This is a genomic window from Ruegeria sp. S263, from assembly GCF_056780525.1.
Genome location: NZ_CM165558.1, coordinates 3,021,191 through 3,041,761 on the forward strand (window position 1 = coordinate 3,021,191; position 20,571 = coordinate 3,041,761).

Sequence of the window (20,571 nt, forward strand, 5' to 3'; positions counted from 1 at the left end):
TCTATTCTGCCAAGAAATCAATCATTGCACGGGTCTTAGCCGGCAAATTTGAGCGGCTTGCATAGATGACATTCACTCCGGCGGGTGGCGAGCTGTACTCTTCCGGGATCGGAACTAAAAAGCCTCTCGAATTCTCCTTTTGGCAAGCAAGTTCTGGTAGGCGCGTAATGCCGCGACCCGCCAGCGCAAATGCTTTCTCGGTTTGCGCGTCATTGCAGCGAACCTTGGGAGCGATTGGAACATTAATCGTTTCAGAATTTTGCCCGGGATATGTCCAGCTCTGCGAAGTTCCATGTGCTGTGAAATCTATCAAATCGTGGTTGGTCAGATCACTGGGATGGATCGGCAGCCCCTTGCGCTCCAAGTAAGACGGTGCGGCGACAGTAAGACGTCTGGCCTTGAACAACTCGCGGGTGATGAAGTCCGACGGTCGCAATGCTCCGATCCGCACCAATAGATCAATGCCTTCGGAAATCATGTCGGCGCGTCGCTCGGAGACGTCGATGTTCAAAGTGACATCGGGATAGCGCTCAAGAAATTCGGGAAACCAGTGGTTCAGGCATCCATGGGCGAAGACGACTGGAACGCTCATGCGCAATTCGCCGTAAGGTCTGTCCCCGATGGCATGAAGTCGGCCTTCGATCGGGCGGGTTTCTTCTATCATCCTGCGGGCGTTTTCAAAATACGTCTGGCCAGGTTCCGTCAGGCTAATCTTTTGGGTTGTCCGATTCAGCAAACGGGCACCCAGTCAGGTTTAAAGGCGCGCAAGGCACGTGCACGGCTAATGCCCCACCTTGAAGGAAAACACTACCCATGAAGCCTTTGTTCAAATGCGTGCTAACGGCAAACGTACGATTTCGAATTTGGTTTAATCAAAACTCTCACGGCGGCCATCGGTTGAGCGGGTGAAAAAGTCCATTTCCTGTGATTGACACATTCTCTTTCAAACGCAGTTTACGGACTATACATCCGCACCAAATACCACTATCGCCAGGTCTTTCCCGGCATTTGGTGACCCATGCAAGATTTCTCTGACCTTCCGAAAACCTTATCCATAGCACTTTCCCAAAAAGGCTACAGCGGCTTGACGCCTGTACAAAAGGCTGTGTCAGATGAAGCGCTGGCGGGAAAAGATCTGCTTGTCTCTGCGCAAACCGGGTCTGGCAAAACCGTAGGCTTCGGGCTGGCGATGGCGAAAGAGCTTCTCGACAAGCACGGTCGGTTGGACCGACCAGCCGTGCCGCTGGCCATGGTCATCGCACCCACGCGCGAACTGGCCTTGCAAGTCCGGCGAGAGTTCGACTGGCTGTTTGCCGAGGCCGGAATAGTCACTGCGTCAGCCGTCGGTGGCACGGATGCCCGCACCGAGCGCCGGACGATTGAGCGCGGCGCGCATGTCGTGATCGGCACACCCGGACGGCTGCGTGATCATATCTCACTTGGCGTCATCGATCTGAGCGATTTGCGGACTGTCGTTCTCGACGAAGCCGACGAGATGTTGGACATGGGGTTCGCCGAAGACCTTCAATACATCCTTGACCAAACGCCTGAAAACCGCCGCACCTTGATGTTCTCGGCCACTGTTCCGCGAGGAATCGCCAAGCTTGCCCAGACTTACCAGAAGGAAGACGCGCAGCGGATCAAGGTTGGAAACGCAGAAGCACAGCATTCGGACATTACCTATAGCGCCTTGAACGTAGCCCCGTCAGATATCGAAAAAGCAATCATCAATTTGCTGTGCTATCACGACGCACAAACCGCGATCGTGTTTGCAAATACCCGATCCATGGTTGCGCGTCTGACCGCAAAATTCTCCAATCGGGGTTTTTCTGTCGTCTCACTCTCAGGGGAACTCAGCCAGACAGAGCGCACCAATGCACTGCAAGCCTTGCGTGACAGGCGCGCGCAGGTCTGCGTTGCGACAGACGTGGCCGCCCGTGGCATTGATCTTCCAGGGTTGGAGTTGGTGATCCATGCAGATCTCCCGTCGAATGCGGAAACTTTACTGCATCGCTCGGGGCGCACGGGCCGCGCCGGGCGCAAAGGAATGTCCATCTTGATCGTACCAGGACGGCACCGCTCGAAGGCGCAACGATTGCTGAAAACGGCCAAGTTGGAGGCCGAATGGGGCGTCCCTCCCTCAGCGGATGAGGTGCTCGCTCGGGAAGAGGCGCGCATCATTTCCAATCCTGCCTTAGATGAGCTGCCAAGCGTCGAGGAAACGGCTTTTGCAGAACGGCTGCTTAAGGGAAGGACACCAGAGCAGGTCGCGGCAGCCTATTTGCGCCTCTACCGAGAGCGCCACTCAGCGCCGGAGATTCTGGGAACGGTGTCAGAGACTAAAAAAAGCAAATCTGAAACGCGCGCGGCGTTTGGGCCAAGCACTTGGTTCTCACTTTCCTTGGGGCGCAAACAGCGTGCAGAGCCGCGTTGGTTGTTGCCAATGCTGTGCCGCAATGCGGGTCTCTCCAAAGACGCCATCGGCGCAATCCGCGTTCAATACCAAGAGACTTTTGTCGAGATTGCCAATGATGCAGTGCCTGCAATGAAAAAAGAATTGGGTGCCGAACTCACCATAGAGCAAGGTGCGACGCTGACTGAGCTGGCGGGCACACCAGATTTCGATGCCTCGCCTAAGGGGCCACCTGCGGCACCACATTCATCAAACGACGCTGCCAAGAACAAAAGGCCTGGTTCAGGCAAACCGTCAAATGCTGCGCGCACCTCCAAACGCTCAGAGCAAAATGCCCAGATTGCGTCCGAACGCCCAAAGGACAGAAGAAAGCCCGCGGCAAGCACATCGGATAGGCAAGCTAGAGAAGACAAACCAAAGCAGGCAAATGCTTTGCGCTCGCAGCGGACAAGCGAGAACGGAACGGAAAAATCACAGCCCACCGCGAAGGGAAAGAAGGGGCAAAAACATGACGAGAACGCCTCTGACTCATCTAAATCTCTGAGAGCACGAAAAGCGCTTCACAAGGCTAAAAACAAAGGTTCCAACGCATCTCGTTCAAAACACAGAAACGGCAAGGGCGGAGAAGCAAGACCGTTCCGCAAGCCTTCAAAGAGAAGCTGAGCGTTCAGACACCTGTCGGTAGGTGTTGGGAAAAGATATCGAATGTGTCTCTTCGCACAGGCAAACCACAATAGTATGCCCATGCGGCACGTCCACGTCTTTTGGCAGCAATTTAAGGTAAAAATTTGAATTCAACGCGACCCTAACCAACTTTCTGGAAATCACCGATATCGCCGGTATGTAGTTATTCATGTAGAGCCCAGCAGTTAGCAATTTGAGCTCTTAACAGTCCTTTGCGACACTAGACCTGAACGACAGTGCCCCCCCACCCGCCAGAACCTGAGACCGCCTTCAGCCACCCTGAAACCAGTCGTCAGCGGTCGTCTCCGGGCCAGTAAACCGCTACTTTGGCGATCGGGAATACACTGACAGATCCTATAGGCTGGGCAGCGAGAGAATGATGTCCACGCCAAATTTCAAGGCGGCCAATTATACCGATCTGTCAATCATGTTAACCGCCGCATCCCGTGGACACCATACTCAGCGAATAGAGGTACCAAGGCAGATTGTTCCGCTATGCGGCGCCGGAAGGGCCTCCGTATCTCAAAGCACAACATAAACCACTGTCGAGCTGTATCTTGTAGATGGCTTGATACCGGCCTTGGCTCCGCTTGGCTAATCTCGTCCTCAGGCCTTAGTGCATGGTCGCATATTTTGAGAACCCGGAATGCAGCCGTTCAAAGAATGGTGGCGTAAAACTTAGGGACAACAGCTTCGATCAATTTTGCTCTGTCTTTGTGTAGCTTTAGGTCTTTGGTCACTTCGGTTCAAACGGTGTTTCGGGCAGGCCTTGATAGTCTGCCTGCGCCACAAAAAGAGCGCCTTCGTCGGGGTTGTCGGCCAGCCCCATGGCGTCCAGATGTTTTGACTGCGTGGTGATGTAAAGTTGATCCCGATTTTCCCCGCCAATGGCCCACACAGTCGGATACGTGGCCAGTGTTTTCACGGCCAGATCCAGACACCCATCTGGCAAGCGGCGCTCAACCTGCGCGTCGCCGGGTACCGCGATCCAAACATCGCCTTCGGTATCGACGCTTGCACCGTCAGGAATGCCGTCTTCGTCCTTGCCGAACACAACGAACTCGGACTTTTGCCGGGGCTGAGTGGTCTCGATACTGCTCCCGATGACTTCGCTAGGAGGCCAGTGGCGCCATCATATTACCTCAGGCAGCGGGGTCGGTTTCAAGCCCGACCTGTCAGGGCACCGTGAACTGACGGTCGAGGCCCAACACGCACCGCTGAACTTTCCGGGAATGCTTGACGCGGGGCCAGACGCTCAGCTTACGCTATGATGATTTCGACACTCAGGATCGAATTTCACATCAGAACCATCGTTGGTTTCTGAGCGTCCAAGGCCGCTTCATACTGATCCTATTCGCAATTCTTCCCTAGATCGAACGCCACGTACAATGCCTTGAGCTAGCTACAAGACGATTACGGGAATTTCTGCCCTTATCGGCAAGCTGGCGCAAATTTTCAGGAATCCAGAACATTCGAAGGAAAACGGTACCAGCAAGAATCTTTCTTTGAAGACTCCAGCGCGCCGGAAATAAACGCCATGCCCAGTAACCCGCTTTGCAGGTCGGGCAGCAAGTCGACGCTTTGGTCTCCTCTTATCAAAGCGGCGGCCTCGGCATAAAGCGTTGCAAAACCTTCCAGATAGCCTTCAGGGTGGCCGCCCGGCACGCGCGTGACTGCGTTGGCGGCATCAGAGGCTCCGGCACCGCCGCGTGTCAGGGTTTGAGTGGGCTGTCCAAAGCGGGTGAAGTGCATATGGTTTGGATGTTCCTGCGACCATTCCAGCCCACCGCGATCACCGTAGACCCTCAGGCGCAAGCCGTTTTCGTTGCCGACGGCAACTTGACTGACCCATAGCATTCCCCGCGCGCCGCTGGCATAGCGCAGCAGAATATGGGCGTTGTCATCCACCTGCCGGTCTGGAACCATGCTGGACAGGTCTGCTGCCAGATGCGAGGGGACCTCACCCGTTACGAAATGGGCCAAATTGAAGGCATGGGTGCCGATATCCCCGATGGCCCCTGCCCCGGATCGCGCGGGATCGGTGCGCCAGTCGGCCTGTTTGTTGTCAGACGCGGCGGGTTCCGTCAGCCAGTCCTGCGCGTACTCCACCTGCACCAGCCGCAGTTTGCCCAGATCGCCCGTCCGCACCATCTCACGCGCCTGACGGATCATCGGATAACCGGTGTAATTGTGGGTCAGGATGAAATGCGCAGACGACGCTTCGGCTGCAGTTTTGATCCGTGCGGCATCCTCAGCCGTGGCCGCCAATGGTTTGTCGCAAATGACGTGAATCCCGGCCTCAAGAAACGCGATGGTCGGGTCCGCGTGCATGTGGTTGGGCGATACGATGGCCACCGCGTCGATGCCGTCGTCACGGGCAGCTTCGGCCTGCGCCATCTGGCGGAAATCAGAATAAGACCGTTCGATGCCCAACTCCTGTGCCGAGGTTTCCGCACGCTGCGGGTCGGATGACAGTGCCCCCGCCACCAGGTCCCATTGTCCATCCAGTCGGGCGGCGATGCGGTGGACGCCACCAATAAAGGCACCCTGCCCGCCCCCGACCATACCCAGTTTCAACGTTTTCATTGGCCCAACCCCAACATGGATCGGATCATGGCCTGATCGACCTCGCCCCCTGCGAAATCGTCAAAGGCCTTGTCCGTGGTTTCGATGATGTGGCGCGCGATGAAAGGCGCGCCCTCGGCGGCCCCCTGTTCGGGGGATTTCAGGCAGCATTCCCATTCCAGCACCGCCCAACTGTCATAGCCGTACTGCGTCAGTTTCGAAAAAATCGCGCTGAAATCCACCTGTCCGTCGCCAAGTGAGCGGAAGCGGCCGGCCCGATTGGTCCAGCCCTGATAGCCAGAATAGACACCTTGCCGCCCAGTCGGGTTGAACTCGGCATCCTTGACGTGAAAGGCGCAGATGCGCTCGTGATAGAGGTCGATGAATTCCAGATAATCCATCTGCTGCAGCAGGAAATGCGAGGGATCATAGTTGATCTGGCAGGCCTCGTGCCCGTCTACGGCGTCGAGGAACATCTCGAAGGTGGCACCATCAAACACGTCCTCCCCGGGGTGGATTTCAAAGCCAATGGCAACGCCCTGATCGGTATAGGCATCGAAGATCGGACGCCAGCGGCGGGCAAGCTCGGCAAGAGCTTCCTCAATCAGACCCTGCGGGCGTTGCGGCCACGGATAAAGATAGGGGAAGGCCAGCGATCCGGTAAAGCTGACGGTCGTATCCAGCCCCATGCGCCGTGCAGCGACGGCGGCTTTCTTGACCTGGTCCACAGCCCAGTCCTGCCGCGCCCGAGGGTTTCCATGCACGGTCTCGGGCGCGAAGGCGTCAAAGGACTGATCGTAAGCGGGATGAACGGCGACCAATTGGCCTTGAAGGTGGGTCGACAGTTCACTGACCTCAACGCCCGCATCGCGGCAGGTGCCCAGCAGGTCGTCGCAATAGGTCTGGCTGTCTGCGGCCTTGTCCAGATCGAACAGCCGCCCGTCAAATGTCGGGATCTGAACGGCTTTGTACCCCAGACCCGCTGCCCATTCCGCAATCGATCCCAGCGAATTGAACGGAGCAACATTATCCGCAAACTGCGCCAGAAATAACCCCGGTCCTTTGATCGTACCCGGCATATCAGCCTCCCATGAAAATCCTGTGTGTCAGGCCCCGACCGGGGCCTGACGAGTTAAGGCGATTACTTGCCGCCCCAGCGTTCCGGATAGCCCGGCATGCCTTCGCAGCCACAGGCCGCATAGTGCAGCGGAGGCATGGATGCGTTTACGAAATCACCCAGGTTGTCATTGGTGATCGCCGGTTGCGGCAGGTTCCATTCCGGTCCGGGGATCGCCTCACCATCCAAAATTTTCAAAGCTGCCAGAATGGGCGTGCGCCACTGATAGGTCGGGTAGGTCGGCGCGATGGTGTTCATGCCAATCTCCTGCCATTTCTGCAAAAAGTCCTGCTGGTCCTCGCCAGTGACGATCGGCACGTCCAGACCCATATCCTCGAACGCTTCGATCGCCGCGACCGAGGTTGCGCCCGCGTCCATCCAGACCGCGCCCAACTGGTTGCCGCGCTGGATATAGTCCTCGACAATCGCCTTAGTCTTGGCGCGGTCGCCATCAGTGAACTCGGCACCGACGATGTTCAGACCGGCTTCTTCCAGAATGCGCTTGGCGGCAGAGTAGCGGGTTTCCAGAACGTCCACGCCGGGCAGGATGCGTAGCATCAATACGTCCGAGCCTTCGGGCGCATTGGCGGCGATGAATTCACCGGACTGGATGCCAAAGCCATAGCCGCCGACTGGCTTGATGAACGTGACCGGGCAATCGGTATTCACGCCACGGTCAAACACGATCACTGGCAGTTGCTCGCAGGCTTTTTCAACAGCAGGGGTCAAGGCAGCCGTTGTGTTGGGGGACACGATCAGCGCGTCACAGGTGCCACCGGCCAGCAGGTCCTCGATATCGGCGATCTGTTTATCGTCCGAGCCTTCGGCATCGGTTACAACGAACTCGGCGATGTTGTCATGTTGTTCGACCTCGGCCTGCATGGTGTTCCAACCAACCACGCGCCAAGGGTTGTTCACGCCTGCGTTCGAGAAACAGATCGTGTGCGGGCCATCTTTCTTGAAGCCCGAAGTATCCGCCATCACGTCGCCATAGTACTGCAGCCAAGGGGTTGTCGCATCGCCATTGGCTGCCGCGCCCAGCATGTCTTTTTGTTTTGCGAATTCGACCGGGTCGTCGAAGTTCTGCGCTTGGGCGGGCAAAGCCAACGCCAGCGTTGTCAGGGCTGTTGCCGTGAATTTGTTGATCATTCTTGTTTCCTCCTCTGAATTGTTTGGGGCGCCTATCCCCCGGATCGGCGTCGTCGGTATCCGGCGATCACAACCGCCGAGATCAAAATCAGCCCTTGCACCACGTCACGGATGGGTTTGGGAAAGCCCAAAATGTTGAGCAGCGTGAACATCGCCTGCAACACCAGCGCGCCTGCGATGGTGGCCCCCACGGTGCCGCGCCCGCCAAGTAACTGCGCCCCGCCAATGACGGCAGCGGTGATGGCCTGCAATTCCAGCCCGACCCCCACATCGGTGGACACGCCCGCGAACCCGCCCAGCAATATTCCTGCGAGTACAGCCGAGACCGAAGACATGACAAAGGCGACAATTCGGGTTTCCGTGAGTGGGACTCCGGCTAACAATGCGGCCTTTGGGTTGTCGCCCATGGCGATCAACCGCTTGCCATAGTTGGTGCGGTGCATCAGCCACCACATCGCGACGCAGACCACGACCATCACGATCACCGCAACGGGCAGGATTTTGATCAGCGGCAAGTCCTTAATCAGATAACGGCCGAAGAACCGGAAATTTTCGGGCAGGTATCCGCGCGGCGCTCCGCCCGACCATGTCAGGGCAATCCCGCTGAGGGTGATCATCATCCCCAGCGTAGCAATGATCGACGGCACCTTGAGCCACGACACCACCAGCGCGTTCACCGTGCCGACGATCACACCAACCCCCAGCATGGCCAGGATAACCCACCACGTCGCGCTGGCATCCCCGTCCAGCAGGATCGAGCTTCCGATCACCGTCAGCGTCACCAATGCCCCCGCCGACAGGTCGAACCCGCCCGAGTTGATGACGTAAAGCTGCCCCACCGCCAAAATCGCAATTGGCGCGGCCCGTTTCAGGAAATTCATGTACCCGGCCGGTTGCAGGAAGTACGGCGAAAGGATCGCGATCGCCACGAATAGCAGAGCCAGAACCATAAAGACCGGGTTGATCTGTTTCAGTCGGGCCATCATGCCTCGATCCTCCGGCTGCGCACGGCGTAGACGGCGACCGCGGCCACGATGATGACCCCGCGCAGGATTTGTTTGGCAAAGGCATCAACGCCCGCAATGTTGAAGATCGAGTCGATCAGAGAAAAGATCATCACGCCCATCAGCGTGCCCCAAACCCCGCCGCGACCGCCGGACAGAGCCGTTCCGCCAATCACCACCACAGCGATGGATTCCAGATCATAAACCCCGTCCCGACCGATCCACGGCGCGCCCGAGCGTAAGCGGCTTGCCAGATACAGCCCCGCGATAGTGGCGCAGACCGAACAGATCACATGCGCCATGATAACGACGCGCGTCGTCCGCATCCCCGCAAGCTTGGATGCGTCTGGGTTGCCGCCGACCGAATAGATATTGGAGCCTGCGCGGGTAAAGCGCAGAAAAACCCACGCGGCCACGGTCAGCGCGATCAGGAAAATCAGACTGATCGAGATGCCGCCAACCTGCCCATAGGCAAAGACCTGAAACTCTTCCGGAACCTCTCCGGCAAAGTTGTTGAAGGTCGCGCTCAGCAGCCCTTGCAGGATCAGCGCCATGCCCAACGTGGCGATCAGCGGATTGACCTCAAACTGGGTGATCACAAGACCGTTGATCAGGCCGACCACAACGCCCACGGCCAACACCGCCGCAATTGCAGGCAGCATCATGGATGGATCACCCGACATGATAGAGGACGCAAGCACCGCCGAAACCGAGATCAGGTTAGCCACGCTAAGGTCGATCGAGGCGATCAGGATGGCAAAGGTCTGCCCAATCGCTGTGATCCCCAACGCGATGGAGCGCCCCAGCAGGCCCAGAAGATTCTCAGCAGTCAGATATTGGGTCTGCCCGGTTGCAATCGCGACAGAGACATAGACCGCGATAGCCGCCAAAAGCAGCAGGAATGGGGCCAGCGCGGCAAGATTTTTAGGTCTTGGGATATTCATGAGGCTTCCAATTCCAGATGCGCCTCTGTCGCGGCGTGCATGACTTCGGTTTCGCTGGCGCCATGTCCGAACTCGGCCACGATCTTGCCGTCGCTCATAACCAGCACCCGGTCCGAGATGCCCAACACCTCGGGCAGGTCGGATGAGATCGCCATGACCGCCGCCCCATGTTGCGCCAGTTTGCGCATCTGAGCGTAAATCCCCGCCTTGGTGTTGACGTCGATGCCTCGGGTTGGTTCGACAAAGATCAAAACCTTAGGGGCCAAGGACAGCCAGCGCGCAACGATGGCCTTTTGTTGATTGCCACCGGACAGAGACTGAATCTCGACCTCGTAATTCGCAGCGCGCAGATCGAACGCATCAAAAAGCGCGTCCATCTGATCGAGCGTTGTGATCGGCGTTCTATCCGGCGCGCCCAAGGTGCCGGAAAAGGCCCGGGCCGAAATCATGCCGTTGTCACGGACCGATTGCATCAGCATCAACCCCTCGGCCTTGCGGTCGCCGGGCAGCATCGCAATCCCGGCCTTGGCGGCGCTGCGCGGGCTGGTAAGAGGGACAGATTTCCCATCGACTGTCACGGTGCCGGTTTCAAAAGGCTCTGCCCCGAACAAAGCCAGCGCCAACGCTGTGCGACCTGCCCCCTGAACGCCTGCAAACCCGGTGATCTGGCCTGCGCGCAGCTCAAGATCAATGTCGAACAACCGGTCATTACCGCCACCACGCACTGTCAGAACCGCATCGCCGATTTCTTCCGGTGTCGCAGGTTCGGGATAGAAGTGCCCAATATCGCGCCCGACCATGGCTTCGACGATCCGGCCGGTTTCGGGCACATGGTCAAAGGCAGCAGCGACTTTGCCATCCTTGATCACTGTGACACGGTCCGCCAGACGACGGATTTCGCGCATACGGTGGGTAATGTAGACAATCGAGCGGCCCTGACCGCGCAGATCATCAACCAGTTGGAATAGCAGATCACACTCGGTATCGTTGAGGGCCGCAGTCGGCTCGTCCATGACGATCACTTGCGCATTCAGCGACAAAGCCTTGGCAATCTCGACCATTTGCTGTTGCGCGACATCCAGATCGCTAACCAAAGTTTCCGGGCCGAAACGATGACGGTCGCCAAACAGCGCCAGCACGTCCTGCGTTTCGCGCCGCATCTTCTCGGTATCCAGCAGGCCCCAACTGCCTGTGGGTTCACGTCCCAGAAAGATATTCTGGGCAACCGTTCGGTCGGGCAGCAGCGAGAATTCCTGATAAATCACGCTGACGCCTTGCGCGAGCGATTCAAGCGGGTGCTGGAACCGGACCTTCTGACCGCGCAGGAAAATATCGCCCTCTTCAGCCTGATAGACGCCCAACAGCACCTTCATCAAAGTGGACTTACCCGCGCCATTTTCGCCGACCAGAGCGTGAACCTCGCCCGCACGGGCGGAAAAACTGACCCCGTCCAGTGCCTTGATGCCGGGAAACACCTTGGTGATCCCCTTCATCTCAAAGATGATATCGCCGCTCATGCCTGCGCCCACCCATTGCGAATGAACATGGCACTGTCGCGAAACAACTGCGGATGATCCTCGAACATCGGCCGCCAGATCCGGGTGGCTGCAGCAAGTTCAGGGACGCCTGCGCCAAAGGCCTCCATCACCACCCATCCGTCAAATCCGGTCTTCTTGACAGCAGAGAACACCGCACCAAAGTCGATCTGTCCCGTGCCGGGCGTGCCCCGGTCGTTTTCCGAGGCATGCAGAACGTTGATATGACCGGACAGGGAGGCAATCGCCTGTGCCTGATCCTTTTCCTCAATATGCGCATGGAAGGTGTCGTACATGATCCCAAAAGCCGGGTGGCCGACCAGCTCACAATACTGCGCGGCCTGTTCGGCAGTATTCAGGAAATGGGTTTCGAACCGGTTCAAAGGCTCCAAAGCCAGCAGCATGCCGCGCTTGGCCGCTGTGCCTGCCATGTCGCGATGGGCTTCTGCGCCGCGCTGCCATTCGTCAGCCGTCGGGCCGCTGCCGGTAAAGTGTCCGATGGGCGCATAAAAAGGCCCGCCGATCGTTTGCGCGCCAAGTGCTGTCGCACAATCCAGTATCCAATTCAGATGTGCGACACTTCTGGCCCGAACCAGAGGATCTGGGCTGGTTGGATCTGCTTTGGGGTCAGGAACAATCGCGGTGCAGGTCCTCTCAAGCCCGAGTGCATCGAGTTGAGCGCCCAGCCAGGCGTAGTGGTCTGGCTGCCCTTCCAAGACGGGAATTTCGACACCGTCATACCCGGCCTCAGCAGCAAGCTGACAGAAATCCAGTTGCGCTTCGCCGATCAGCCCGCCAACGCATAGAAGATTAACTCCCAGCTTCATTTCCCCTCCCAAGGCCAAAAAAGCATCTTTGCCGCGAATCTATGTAATCGTTTTCATGATGAATGTAAACCATTACATTTTTTGTTTCACGCTGCTATAAGCTTTCAACATGACAAGAAGTTCGACCAAAAGGCCCACAGTTCGGGATGTTGCCAGAGTTGCCGGTGTCTCAACCGCAACGGTCAGCCGGGCATTGCAATCTCCTGATATCGTGTCCAAAAAAACTCGGGATGCGGTTTTTGCGGCAGTCTCCGAGACAGGATACAGCGTCAATACAGCAGCACAGATGCTGCGGCGCAACCGGTCGGGTACGGTTTTGGTTATCCTTCCGGATATTGCCAACCCATTCTTTTCCAAGATCCTGTCGGGCATTGAAGAAGTCGCGACCCGCGCCAGTCTGACGATCCTGATCGGCAACACCAATGGGGACGACGCGCGCTATGAAAATATCCTCGAAAACCTGCGCAACGGGCGCGCGGACGGGGCCTTGATTCTGAACGGAACTGCCCCCCCTGACGGAATGCTGCCCGAGGGCACTCCGATCGTGTCAATCTCGGAACGTCCAGAGGGCGCAGGCTACGCGCATGTCGGGACCGACAACCAGAAGGCCGCGTTTGATGCCACGCAATATCTGCTTGCCCAGGGGCATCAGAGGATCGCGCATGTCACCGGACCTGAAGGCAATGCGCTGACCAAAGACCGGCGGGCCGGATATATTCAGGCGATGACGGAAACCGGCCTAACGGATCAAATCTGCACCATTCCCGGCGGCTTCACTTACGGCGATGGAGAGCGGGCAGCGGATCACCTGTTCGCGCAGCATCCAGATACCACCGCTGCGTTCTGCGCAAATGACGAATCCGCGATGGGCGTCATCCGGGGCCTACAGAAACATGGATACTCGGTCCCCGGCGAAATTTCCGTCATGGGTTTCGACGACGTGCCGTTTTCACGGATTTTTCAGCCTGAACTGACGACGGTGCATCAGGCGCGGAATCTCATCGGGCAACGTGCGATGGAGATCCTTCTGGACCTACTCGAAGATAATACAGCACCTGCAGAATTGATGTATCTGGACCACACCATCGTGACACGAAACAGCGTTGCCAGACCGCGTTCATAAGGGTCAAGAGCGGTCGAGGGCCAAACCCTCTTTGAGTGTTTTCCGCCCCATCCGTCGCCTCCTGTATTCGCCAGCGAGTAAGATACGCGCCCATGCGAACACGGCGAGGCTGGTGAATTCGGTGCCATTGTCCGAGATGATGGTTTTGGGCGCGTCCTGCTGACCAATCAGTCGGTCCAATTCCCTCGTGACCCACAAGCCAGATAGCAATTTGCCGCCAACCAGCACCAGGTTCTCTCTCGCGCGGCCATCCACCAGAGTCACGATAAGGAAGCGACGGCTGTCAATCTGCGCATCAGATCCGAATTCGAGGTTCCAAAGCTCATTAACTCCGTCCAGCACGACCACCAACCTTATGGTAACCAGGGCCCGATTAAGTATAAAAAATGTATAAAAACTAGAGGGCTGGGAGTCCCGAGCATCCTTGCTCCTGATCCATTATATTAGACGACGAAGAGGGTTTGGGGGAAAGAGGACCCAATGCACTCGCTACCAATCACACGCGACCTTATGAGCGACTGATTTTCAACCCCAGAGAGATCACGCGATGGCGTACAACACCCATTCACCCTGAATTCCCTTGAAACGGTGGGTCCCAACTTGCTCAAACTCCAGACCCGAACCAGCCGTCAGTTCTCGAACAATGGATGACACGCGGCACGAACCTCCGGGCGTTACATCTAGGATTCGAGCGGCCATGTTGACCGCGATGCCTGAAACATCCTGACCGCGAAGCTCGCATTCTCCGGTGTGAACACCAGCGCGCAGAGTAAGCCCCAGTTTTGACATTTCGGACTGAAGCTCGCGCGCTCAACAGACGGCTCGGCTCGGCCCAGAGAATGTGGCCAAAACACCGTCGCCCATTGTCTTCACGAGGTTGCCTCCATGACGGGCGATAATTCGAGCCGCTGTGGTGTCATGGGCATCAATCAACTCTCTCCAGCGGGCATCCCCCATTTCCTCCGCAGCTTTGGTCGATCCTACAATGTCGGTCATCACGATCGTTGCCAGGATACGGTCGCCAAACTCAGCGCTTTCCGGGGCGCCTACGAACGTAGCGATCTCGTCTGCAACTTCATCTACGTCGCCGACCCATGGCAGGTGGTCTTCGCGCTCAAGTATCTTCAGGCTTCCATAAGGAAGGGTGTCGGCAATGTACTCTGCCTCGTCGAGCGAGACTGTACGGTCGCCGCGCGAATGGAGCACCAGCGCAGGGACATGCACAGCGGATAGGATTGGTCGAATATCGAGTTCATAATTTAATCGGGTGATGTTGACCGCAGTTCCAGGGCTGCCAGACTGGACCAATAGCCAACTCATGAAAGCTTGTTCAGCGGGATCTTCCCAGACGCTTGGGGCACGCTCGGACAGAAACTCGGCAGTATCGCCCCAGTTCTGTTGCATATTCTCGAGAAACTTTTCGAAATCGCCCCGCCGCACCCCGAAGGGCCAGTCAGGTTTCCAAGCGCGGCATGCATAGGAACCGACGAGAACGACATTGCTGACCCTTTCTGGATAGCTGGCAGCGAACATTGTCGTCATGTTGCCGCCTTCGCTAACACCAAATATTGATGCTTTTTCCGAGCCCGTCGCGTCCAGAACAGCACGTATGTCATCGGTGCGCTCTTCCAGCGTTGGGGCACCCACCTCAGGATCGGATATCCCAGTTCCGCGCTTATCGAACAAGATAAGTCTGCTACGCCCAGCCAACTTTGAAAGGAAACGGTTGTACCCAGGGTGTTCCCAAACAACATCTATGTTGTGAAGCCACCCGGATGCGTAAACTAAATCCACAGGACCATCACCTACGACCTGGTAGGCTACCGCGACGTTACCAGCAGATGTGAACTTAGTCTGCGGTTTTTCCATCTCCTGCGCCCCAAGACGTTGATTTGTTGAAAATGGACCAATGCCGTTTCTGCGACAAGTGCCGGGTGAGGAAACAACCGATTGCAATGGCTGGTTTCAGGCTTTAGCCTGCCATTTCAATCGTCAAAGTCAGACTTTCTGTTGATGTACCCTGACCATTGCCGCATAGAGGCGGGGTGCAGGGTGCTTGTCGGGCCGTGCGCCCAGAGGGCAGGCAGCAAATGCCAGACGTAGAAACCTCTTGAACCTCTCCCGGCAGTCATCACACCGGACGGGAACCTATGTCACTCCAGCCTCAAAAGGAAAGGTCTGCACTAGCGGCCATTGACCCGGCTCGCCTGCGGGTCATAAAACGCGCCGCGTTGTTTCTGCTGGGTCCATTCTATTTTCTGTACATCGCCTTTGTGCCCCTGCTTTGCGGCAAACGACAAGGTTTTCGCGGCTGGTACTGGCCGCTGGTCAAACGTGCCTGTTCGCGGCTTCTGTGGCTGCTGAGTATCCGAACAGAGATGACACAAGCGGATAGGGCCGCACTGGCCGCCGACACCAACAGCATCATCGTGATCAACCACCGCAGCCATCTGGATGGGTTCGCCTTGATGGACGTCATGCCCGACGCCAAGTGGATCACCTTCGCCGCCAAAAAGGAGCTGTGCGATGCGGTTCTGCTAAGCCGTGGATTCAAGGGCGCAGGGCTGGTAGAGATTGACCGGAAAAGTGGCGCGGTGGCGCTTGAGACGCTTACCGAGGCCGTCCGAGCTATGCCTGAACGCCGCTCTGTCGTGTTGTTCCCAGAGGGCACGCGCACCAGTTCCGAAAGCCTCGGCACGTTCAAAGCCGGAGCTGTCATAGTCGCGCGCGCCACCGGTCGCACGATACGGCCCATTGTAATTCATGCATCCGACGCGCTTATGCCGCGCGACAAACACTTGCCCAAAAGCGGGACGATCCGGGTCGAGGTACTGCCGTCATTCACCTGCGATCACTCCGTTTCAGTGGACGAAGACGTGGATCGCCTTAGAAACGAAATGGTGACCGTTTTCGACGCAGGGTTAAGTAAGTAGGTCTGTGATCCTTCGCTGCCCCGGCATTTCCAACAGCCTGACTAAGGTCCGCCTTGGGCACGCATCGATTTCGCGCTGCATTAGGCTTGACCGACAGCTCCGCCCCAACCCACCGGCACCTGTGGCGACCCGTGTCGCCAACTGTGCCCCCGCTAGCAAGTTGGTGGCGCGGGTTTAACTTTTTCAGTCAGCTAATCGCCAGAACTCCAATAAAATGACTTAAATTCACAAGTCAATTCAGGTGTCTACCCCTACCTGAGGGGCAAGTCATACACCCCATCTATGATTTGCCCTCCAAAAGGAGTTGACGCCATGACCGAGGCTGATCGGCAGCAGATTTTGAACGAAGTGCGCAATGACCTCATGCAATGCCAGCTCAAGATGCGTCGCATTGCAGAGGCAGATATGCGCCATCATTCAGCCAAACGCGGGTCGATCAAAACCCGTGACCGGGTCGGTGTGGTTCGTCTAGCTTACGCTAACGAATTGAAGCTTTTGGCTCGGCAAATCGGCAGCATGAAAATCTGATGAACCTGAATGCACAGTCGTGAAATTTGGAGCCTGTATCAGTCGACCTCGTGCTCAATCTCGAAATGCACCTGAAACGGCCACAGTTACTCTGGCTAGCGGGAAAGTCTCTTGGGACTTATCGGGCGTTAAGAGTTGAGCAGCAAGTTACGCAAGCCACTCGCATCATTAAACTAAGCGCACGAGGCCGGAAATTGGTCCTTCCCGGCCGGAATGTTCTGATGGGAACCGCTTATTCATGAACGAAAGCAACGAACGACTTAGGCCGTTCTGATCCATGTTCTTTTGACAGTACCCGGTTGCAGTTTTTCTTGGCTACACAAACCTGTTCACATAATTTTCCAGAATTTCCTGACGCCCGGATCGCGGTTCAGGGTTGGTATTATCCCGCAGAACACGAGCGGAAATTTCTTCCAGACTGCTGTCCAACATGGACGCCGCTTCTGGTGTACTCCAACCTGAATACCGTTCTGATAACGCGTCCTCCAAACCGCCGTCATCAATCATGGCGGCCGCAGCTTTCAAGCCTCGGGCACAGATGTCCATTCCACCAACATGGGCTGCGACAAGATCTTCTGCGTCAATGGATTGGCGCCGTACCTTTGCGTCAAAGTTTGTGCCCCCGGTCGTAAAACCACCGGCCTTCAGAATGTAGTAATAAGCCAAGGCAACCTCTGGCGTGTTATTCGGGAACTGGTCCGTGTCCCACCCGGACTGGTAATCGTTTCGATTCATGTCGATCGAACCAAGCATCCCTTCGGCAGCAGCGACCGCAATTTCATGCTCGAAACTGTGCCCGGCCAGGATCGCATGCCCCTGCTCGAGGTTCAATTTGACCTCGCCCTCCAAACCGTACTTCCTGAGAAATCCGATACACGTCGCCGCGTCGTAGTCGTACTGGTGTTTGGACGGCTCCTGCGGTTTGGGCTCCACGAGAATAGTGCCCTTGAACCCAATTTTGTGCTTGTACTCAACGACCATGTTCAAAAACCGGCCCATATGGTCCAACTCGGCCTTCAAATCCGTGTTCAAAAGGGTTTCATAGCCTTCCCGGCCACCCCAAAGAACATAGTTTTCACCGCCCAGCTTGTGGGTCGCATCCATGCACGATTTCACTGTTGCTGCGGCAAATGCAAACACTTCAGGATCAGGGTTTGTGCTGGCACCAGCCATCCAACGGCGGTGGCTGAACATATTGGCCGTACCCCAAAGCAGCTTGGTGCCAGACGCCTGCATTTTTTCGCCAATGTAATCGGTGATTTCCTCAAGGGTTCTCAGATTATCGGCAAAATTGCCCTGCTCTGGCCGAATATCAGCATCGTGCCAGCAAAAGAATGGCTGGCCCAGAAGATCAAACAGTTCAAAAGCAATGTCCGCCTTTAGGCGCGCGCGACCCATGTCATCTTGTGGATACCACGGGCGTTCGAATGTAGGCCCGCCAAAGGGGTCGCCCCCCTCCCATGCGAATGAGTGCCACCACGCCACAGCAAACCGCAGATGGTCTTCCATCCGCTTGCCCATGATAATTTCGTCCGGGTTGTAGTGCCGGAACGCCAATGGGTTCTTGCTGTCTGCGCCTTCAAACTGGATCTGCTCAATCCCATCAAAAAATCCACTTGGCATGTCTGCCCCCTATTCTGCTTTTTGTGCTGGCTGCTTGCCCAGAATGATCATTGACAAAAGGTCGTCATCCGTGACGTCCGCAATATCGACCGTCCCAACCAATTTGCCGTTCTTCATGACCGAGGCGCGGTCACACAGTTCCATAACGGCATGCACGTCGTGGTCGATCAGGAATATGCCTATGCCTTGCGCCTTTAGCTGGTGGATCAGATCAGCCACCATCTGAGTTTCATGCGGCCCAAGCGCTGCTGTTGGCTCGTCCATAATCAGAATGCGTGCGTTGAAATAGACGGCTCGCGCGATCGCCACAGATTGTCTTTGACCACCCGACAACGCAGAGACAGGGTCATTGAACTTCTGAAAGTTCGGGTTGAGTTGCGCCATGATCTTGCGGCATTCGGCCTCCATGGCTGCGTCGTTGACCAAACCAAAAGGCGTCGTCATCTCGCGCCCTAGGAACAGGTTCGATGTCGCGTCCAGATTGTCGGCCAAGGCGAGCGTCTGATAGATGGTCTCGATGTTATTTGCGCGCGCATCGCGAGGGTTAGCGATCTCGACCGGCTTGCCATCAATCAAAATCTCGCCGTGATCCATTTGATAAGCGCCCGACAGGACCTTGATCAGCGTGGACTTACCGGCCCCGTTATGCCCCAGCAGCCCCACGACTTCACCCGGATAAAGATCGACCGACACATGGTCGACGGCTTTGATTCCACCGAAGGAGATCGAAATATCGCGCATCTCGACCAATGGCGCTTCGCCAGAGCCGCGTCCAGACTTCACAGAGGTTTCATGCGTATCCTGAGCTTGCATCACTTGGTCCCCAATCGCTTGCGGTAGACGATGTCGATATAGACGGCCAACACCAGAACGCTGCCGACGACAATGTTCTGGAACGGCGCGTCAACGCCAACCATTGCCATGCCCGATTGCAGCGCCTGCATGATCAATGCGCCAAGGATCGCACCATAAATGGTGCCGATGCCACCAGACAACGCGGTCCCACCAATAACAGCGGCCGCGATAACCCGTAGTTCGTCCAGCGTTCCGATATCGTTCGAGTGGTTTGCAAGGCGCGCCGAGGCGACCACAGCAGAAACGGCGCACAAAAAGCCCATCAGCGCAAAAATCTTAACGGTCAGCAGTCGCGTATTGATGCCGGAAAGCTCTGCCGCATCCGGGTTTCCACCGGTGGCAAAGATATAGCGTCCAAAACGGGTTTTCCGCGCTACGATCGTCAGGGTTACCGCGACGATGATCAGGATGAGGACAGAAATTGGTATGCCGTACCCGACGACCAGCCCCTCCGGCATAGTTTCGCCGCGTGCTTCGAACATACGTTGCAGCCGACGTGTCGGAATGGCGTAGCTGTTTACGATGTAGACGTACCCAAGTATGGCGAGTGCGATGATCCCGGCCAGAGTGGCCTCGGCCCAAACAGGTTTGACGGGGAAGCCATGTGCCGCTTTTGCACGTCGACCGCTCCACAAAGCCCAAATGGCGACCGCCGTAGCGAACAAACCAAACAGCCAGCTTGTTGTGGTTCCAAGCGTTCCGTTGGTTCCGCCGAACATCAGGAATGTACTGTCCAGCGGACCAATCGTTTGGCCGCTGGTCAGATACCACGCCACGTTTCTCCAAACCAGGAATCCACCAAGCGTGACAATGAATGCTGGTATCGTCAGATAACCGACCATCCAGCCATGAAACGCACCAATCAGCGTGCCCACTAACAGCCCGACGACAATGGTGATCGCCCAGGTTGCAGGATTGTTCAAACCCATCCCAAGTACCTGCGGCAACAGCTCGGTTTGCGTCATTGCCATCACTGCCGACGTTGTCGCCAGCAATGCTCCGACCGACAAATCTATGTGCCGCGTGACGATTATGAACACCATCCCGCACGCCATAATGGCAACCGAAACCGTCTGGATGGACAGGTTGAACAGGTTCCGAGGCGTTAGGAACCGGCCATCCGTAAAGATGTTGAACCCGATGCACAGGATGACAAACGCGCCGATCATTCCCAAAAGCCGCATGTCCAGTTCCAACTGCTGGAACAGGCTGGGTTTCGCTTTTTCAGGTACCGGCTGAGACGAAGTTTCGGTCATTTCCGATCTTTCATA

General features: G+C 56.7%; 19 protein-coding genes. 4 read left to right on the forward strand and 15 right to left on the reverse strand.

Features of this window, described 5'->3' with window-relative positions; genetic code table 11:
• Position 1: 1 nt before the first annotated feature.
• Entirely contained in the window at positions 2-664 is a 663-nt protein-coding gene (locus ACT2B1_RS15025) for a substrate binding domain-containing protein (protein WP_481669030.1), read from the reverse strand.
• A gap of 354 nt (positions 665-1,018) precedes the next feature.
• On the opposite strand from ACT2B1_RS15025, the gene ACT2B1_RS15030 reads away from it, so the two are divergent.
• On the forward strand, positions 1,019-3,076 hold the full coding sequence (locus tag ACT2B1_RS15030) for a DEAD/DEAH box helicase (protein ID WP_481668046.1): 2,058 nt from the start codon (positions 1,019-1,021) through the stop codon (positions 3,074-3,076).
• Positions 3,077-3,833: 757 nt separating this feature from the next.
• Here the strand turns inward: ACT2B1_RS15030 and ACT2B1_RS15035 are convergent.
• The 8 genes from ACT2B1_RS15035 to ACT2B1_RS15070 form a co-directional block, all read right to left on the reverse strand.
• Positions 3,834-4,151: an SMP-30/gluconolactonase/LRE family protein gene (locus ACT2B1_RS15035; protein WP_481668047.1), complete on the reverse strand. Its 318-nt coding sequence runs from the start codon at positions 4,149-4,151 to the stop codon at positions 3,834-3,836.
• Between the two features lie 401 nt (positions 4,152-4,552).
• Positions 4,553-5,683, reverse strand: a complete 1,131-nt coding sequence (locus ACT2B1_RS15040) for a Gfo/Idh/MocA family protein (protein ID WP_481668048.1) — start codon at positions 5,681-5,683, stop codon at positions 4,553-4,555.
• Positions 5,680-6,741 (reverse strand): sugar phosphate isomerase/epimerase family protein, encoded by a 1,062-nt coding sequence (locus ACT2B1_RS15045; protein WP_481668049.1) that lies wholly within the window; start codon positions 6,739-6,741, stop codon positions 5,680-5,682. Before ACT2B1_RS15045 ends, ACT2B1_RS15040 begins: the two co-directional genes overlap by 4 nt.
• A gap of 62 nt (positions 6,742-6,803) precedes the next feature.
• Positions 6,804-7,928: a substrate-binding domain-containing protein gene (locus ACT2B1_RS15050; RefSeq protein ID WP_171211887.1), complete on the reverse strand. Its 1,125-nt coding sequence runs from the start codon at positions 7,926-7,928 to the stop codon at positions 6,804-6,806.
• A 32-nt stretch (positions 7,929-7,960) separates the two neighbouring features.
• On the reverse strand, positions 7,961-8,914 hold the full coding sequence (locus tag ACT2B1_RS15055) for an ABC transporter permease (RefSeq protein ID WP_481668050.1): 954 nt from the start codon (positions 8,912-8,914) through the stop codon (positions 7,961-7,963).
• Positions 8,911-9,876: an ABC transporter permease gene (locus ACT2B1_RS15060; protein WP_171126012.1), complete on the reverse strand. Its 966-nt coding sequence runs from the start codon at positions 9,874-9,876 to the stop codon at positions 8,911-8,913. Before ACT2B1_RS15060 ends, ACT2B1_RS15055 begins: the two co-directional genes overlap by 4 nt.
• Positions 9,873-11,393: a sugar ABC transporter ATP-binding protein gene (locus tag ACT2B1_RS15065; protein WP_481668051.1), complete on the reverse strand. Its 1,521-nt coding sequence runs from the start codon at positions 11,391-11,393 to the stop codon at positions 9,873-9,875. The genes ACT2B1_RS15060 and ACT2B1_RS15065 overlap by 4 nt, the downstream gene beginning before the upstream one ends.
• Positions 11,390-12,238 carry a sugar phosphate isomerase/epimerase family protein gene (locus ACT2B1_RS15070; protein WP_481668052.1) on the reverse strand — a complete coding sequence of 283 codons (849 nt, stop codon included), beginning with the start codon at positions 12,236-12,238 and terminating at the stop codon, positions 11,390-11,392. Before ACT2B1_RS15070 ends, ACT2B1_RS15065 begins: the two co-directional genes overlap by 4 nt.
• Before the next feature lie 109 nt (positions 12,239-12,347).
• Between ACT2B1_RS15070 and ACT2B1_RS15075 the strand changes: the two genes are divergently transcribed.
• Positions 12,348-13,361 carry a LacI family DNA-binding transcriptional regulator gene (locus ACT2B1_RS15075; protein ID WP_171211892.1) on the forward strand — a complete coding sequence of 338 codons (1,014 nt, stop codon included), beginning with the start codon at positions 12,348-12,350 and terminating at the stop codon, positions 13,359-13,361.
• Positions 13,362-13,364: 3 nt separating this feature from the next.
• Here the strand turns inward: ACT2B1_RS15075 and ACT2B1_RS15080 are convergent, their stop codons facing one another.
• From ACT2B1_RS15080 to ACT2B1_RS15090, 3 genes are all read right to left on the reverse strand, one after another.
• Positions 13,365-13,703: a hypothetical protein gene (locus ACT2B1_RS15080; RefSeq protein ID WP_481668053.1), complete on the reverse strand. Its 339-nt coding sequence runs from the start codon at positions 13,701-13,703 to the stop codon at positions 13,365-13,367.
• A gap of 198 nt (positions 13,704-13,901) precedes the next feature.
• Positions 13,902-14,150: a nucleotidyl cyclase domain-containing protein gene (locus ACT2B1_RS15085; RefSeq protein ID WP_481668054.1), complete on the reverse strand. Its 249-nt coding sequence runs from the start codon at positions 14,148-14,150 to the stop codon at positions 13,902-13,904.
• 21 nt (positions 14,151-14,171) lie between these two features.
• Positions 14,172-15,230 (reverse strand): adenylate/guanylate cyclase domain-containing protein, encoded by a 1,059-nt coding sequence (locus ACT2B1_RS15090; protein ID WP_481668055.1) that lies wholly within the window; start codon positions 15,228-15,230, stop codon positions 14,172-14,174.
• A 281-nt stretch (positions 15,231-15,511) separates the two neighbouring features.
• On the opposite strand from ACT2B1_RS15090, the gene ACT2B1_RS15095 reads away from it, so the two are divergent.
• Together ACT2B1_RS15095 and ACT2B1_RS15100 are read left to right on the forward strand one after the other, a co-directional pair.
• On the forward strand, positions 15,512-16,294 hold the full coding sequence (locus tag ACT2B1_RS15095; protein ID WP_171126027.1) for a lysophospholipid acyltransferase family protein: 783 nt from the start codon (positions 15,512-15,514) through the stop codon (positions 16,292-16,294).
• A 312-nt stretch (positions 16,295-16,606) separates the two neighbouring features.
• Entirely contained in the window at positions 16,607-16,822 is a 216-nt protein-coding gene (locus tag ACT2B1_RS15100; protein WP_171123340.1) for a hypothetical protein, read from the forward strand.
• A gap of 315 nt (positions 16,823-17,137) precedes the next feature.
• Here the strand turns inward: ACT2B1_RS15100 and xylA are convergent, their stop codons facing one another.
• From xylA to ACT2B1_RS15115, 3 genes are read right to left on the reverse strand one after another with little or no spacing between them, the layout of a single operon-like run.
• Entirely contained in the window at positions 17,138-18,445 is a 1,308-nt protein-coding gene (gene xylA / locus ACT2B1_RS15105) for a xylose isomerase (RefSeq protein WP_481668056.1), read from the reverse strand.
• Between the two features lie 9 nt (positions 18,446-18,454).
• Positions 18,455-19,258: an ATP-binding cassette domain-containing protein gene (locus ACT2B1_RS15110; protein WP_171123344.1), complete on the reverse strand. Its 804-nt coding sequence runs from the start codon at positions 19,256-19,258 to the stop codon at positions 18,455-18,457.
• On the reverse strand, positions 19,258-20,556 hold the full coding sequence (locus ACT2B1_RS15115; protein ID WP_171241222.1) for a sugar ABC transporter permease: 1,299 nt from the start codon (positions 20,554-20,556) through the stop codon (positions 19,258-19,260). Before ACT2B1_RS15115 ends, ACT2B1_RS15110 begins: the two co-directional genes overlap by 1 nt.
• Between the last annotated feature and the right edge of the window lie 15 nt (positions 20,557-20,571).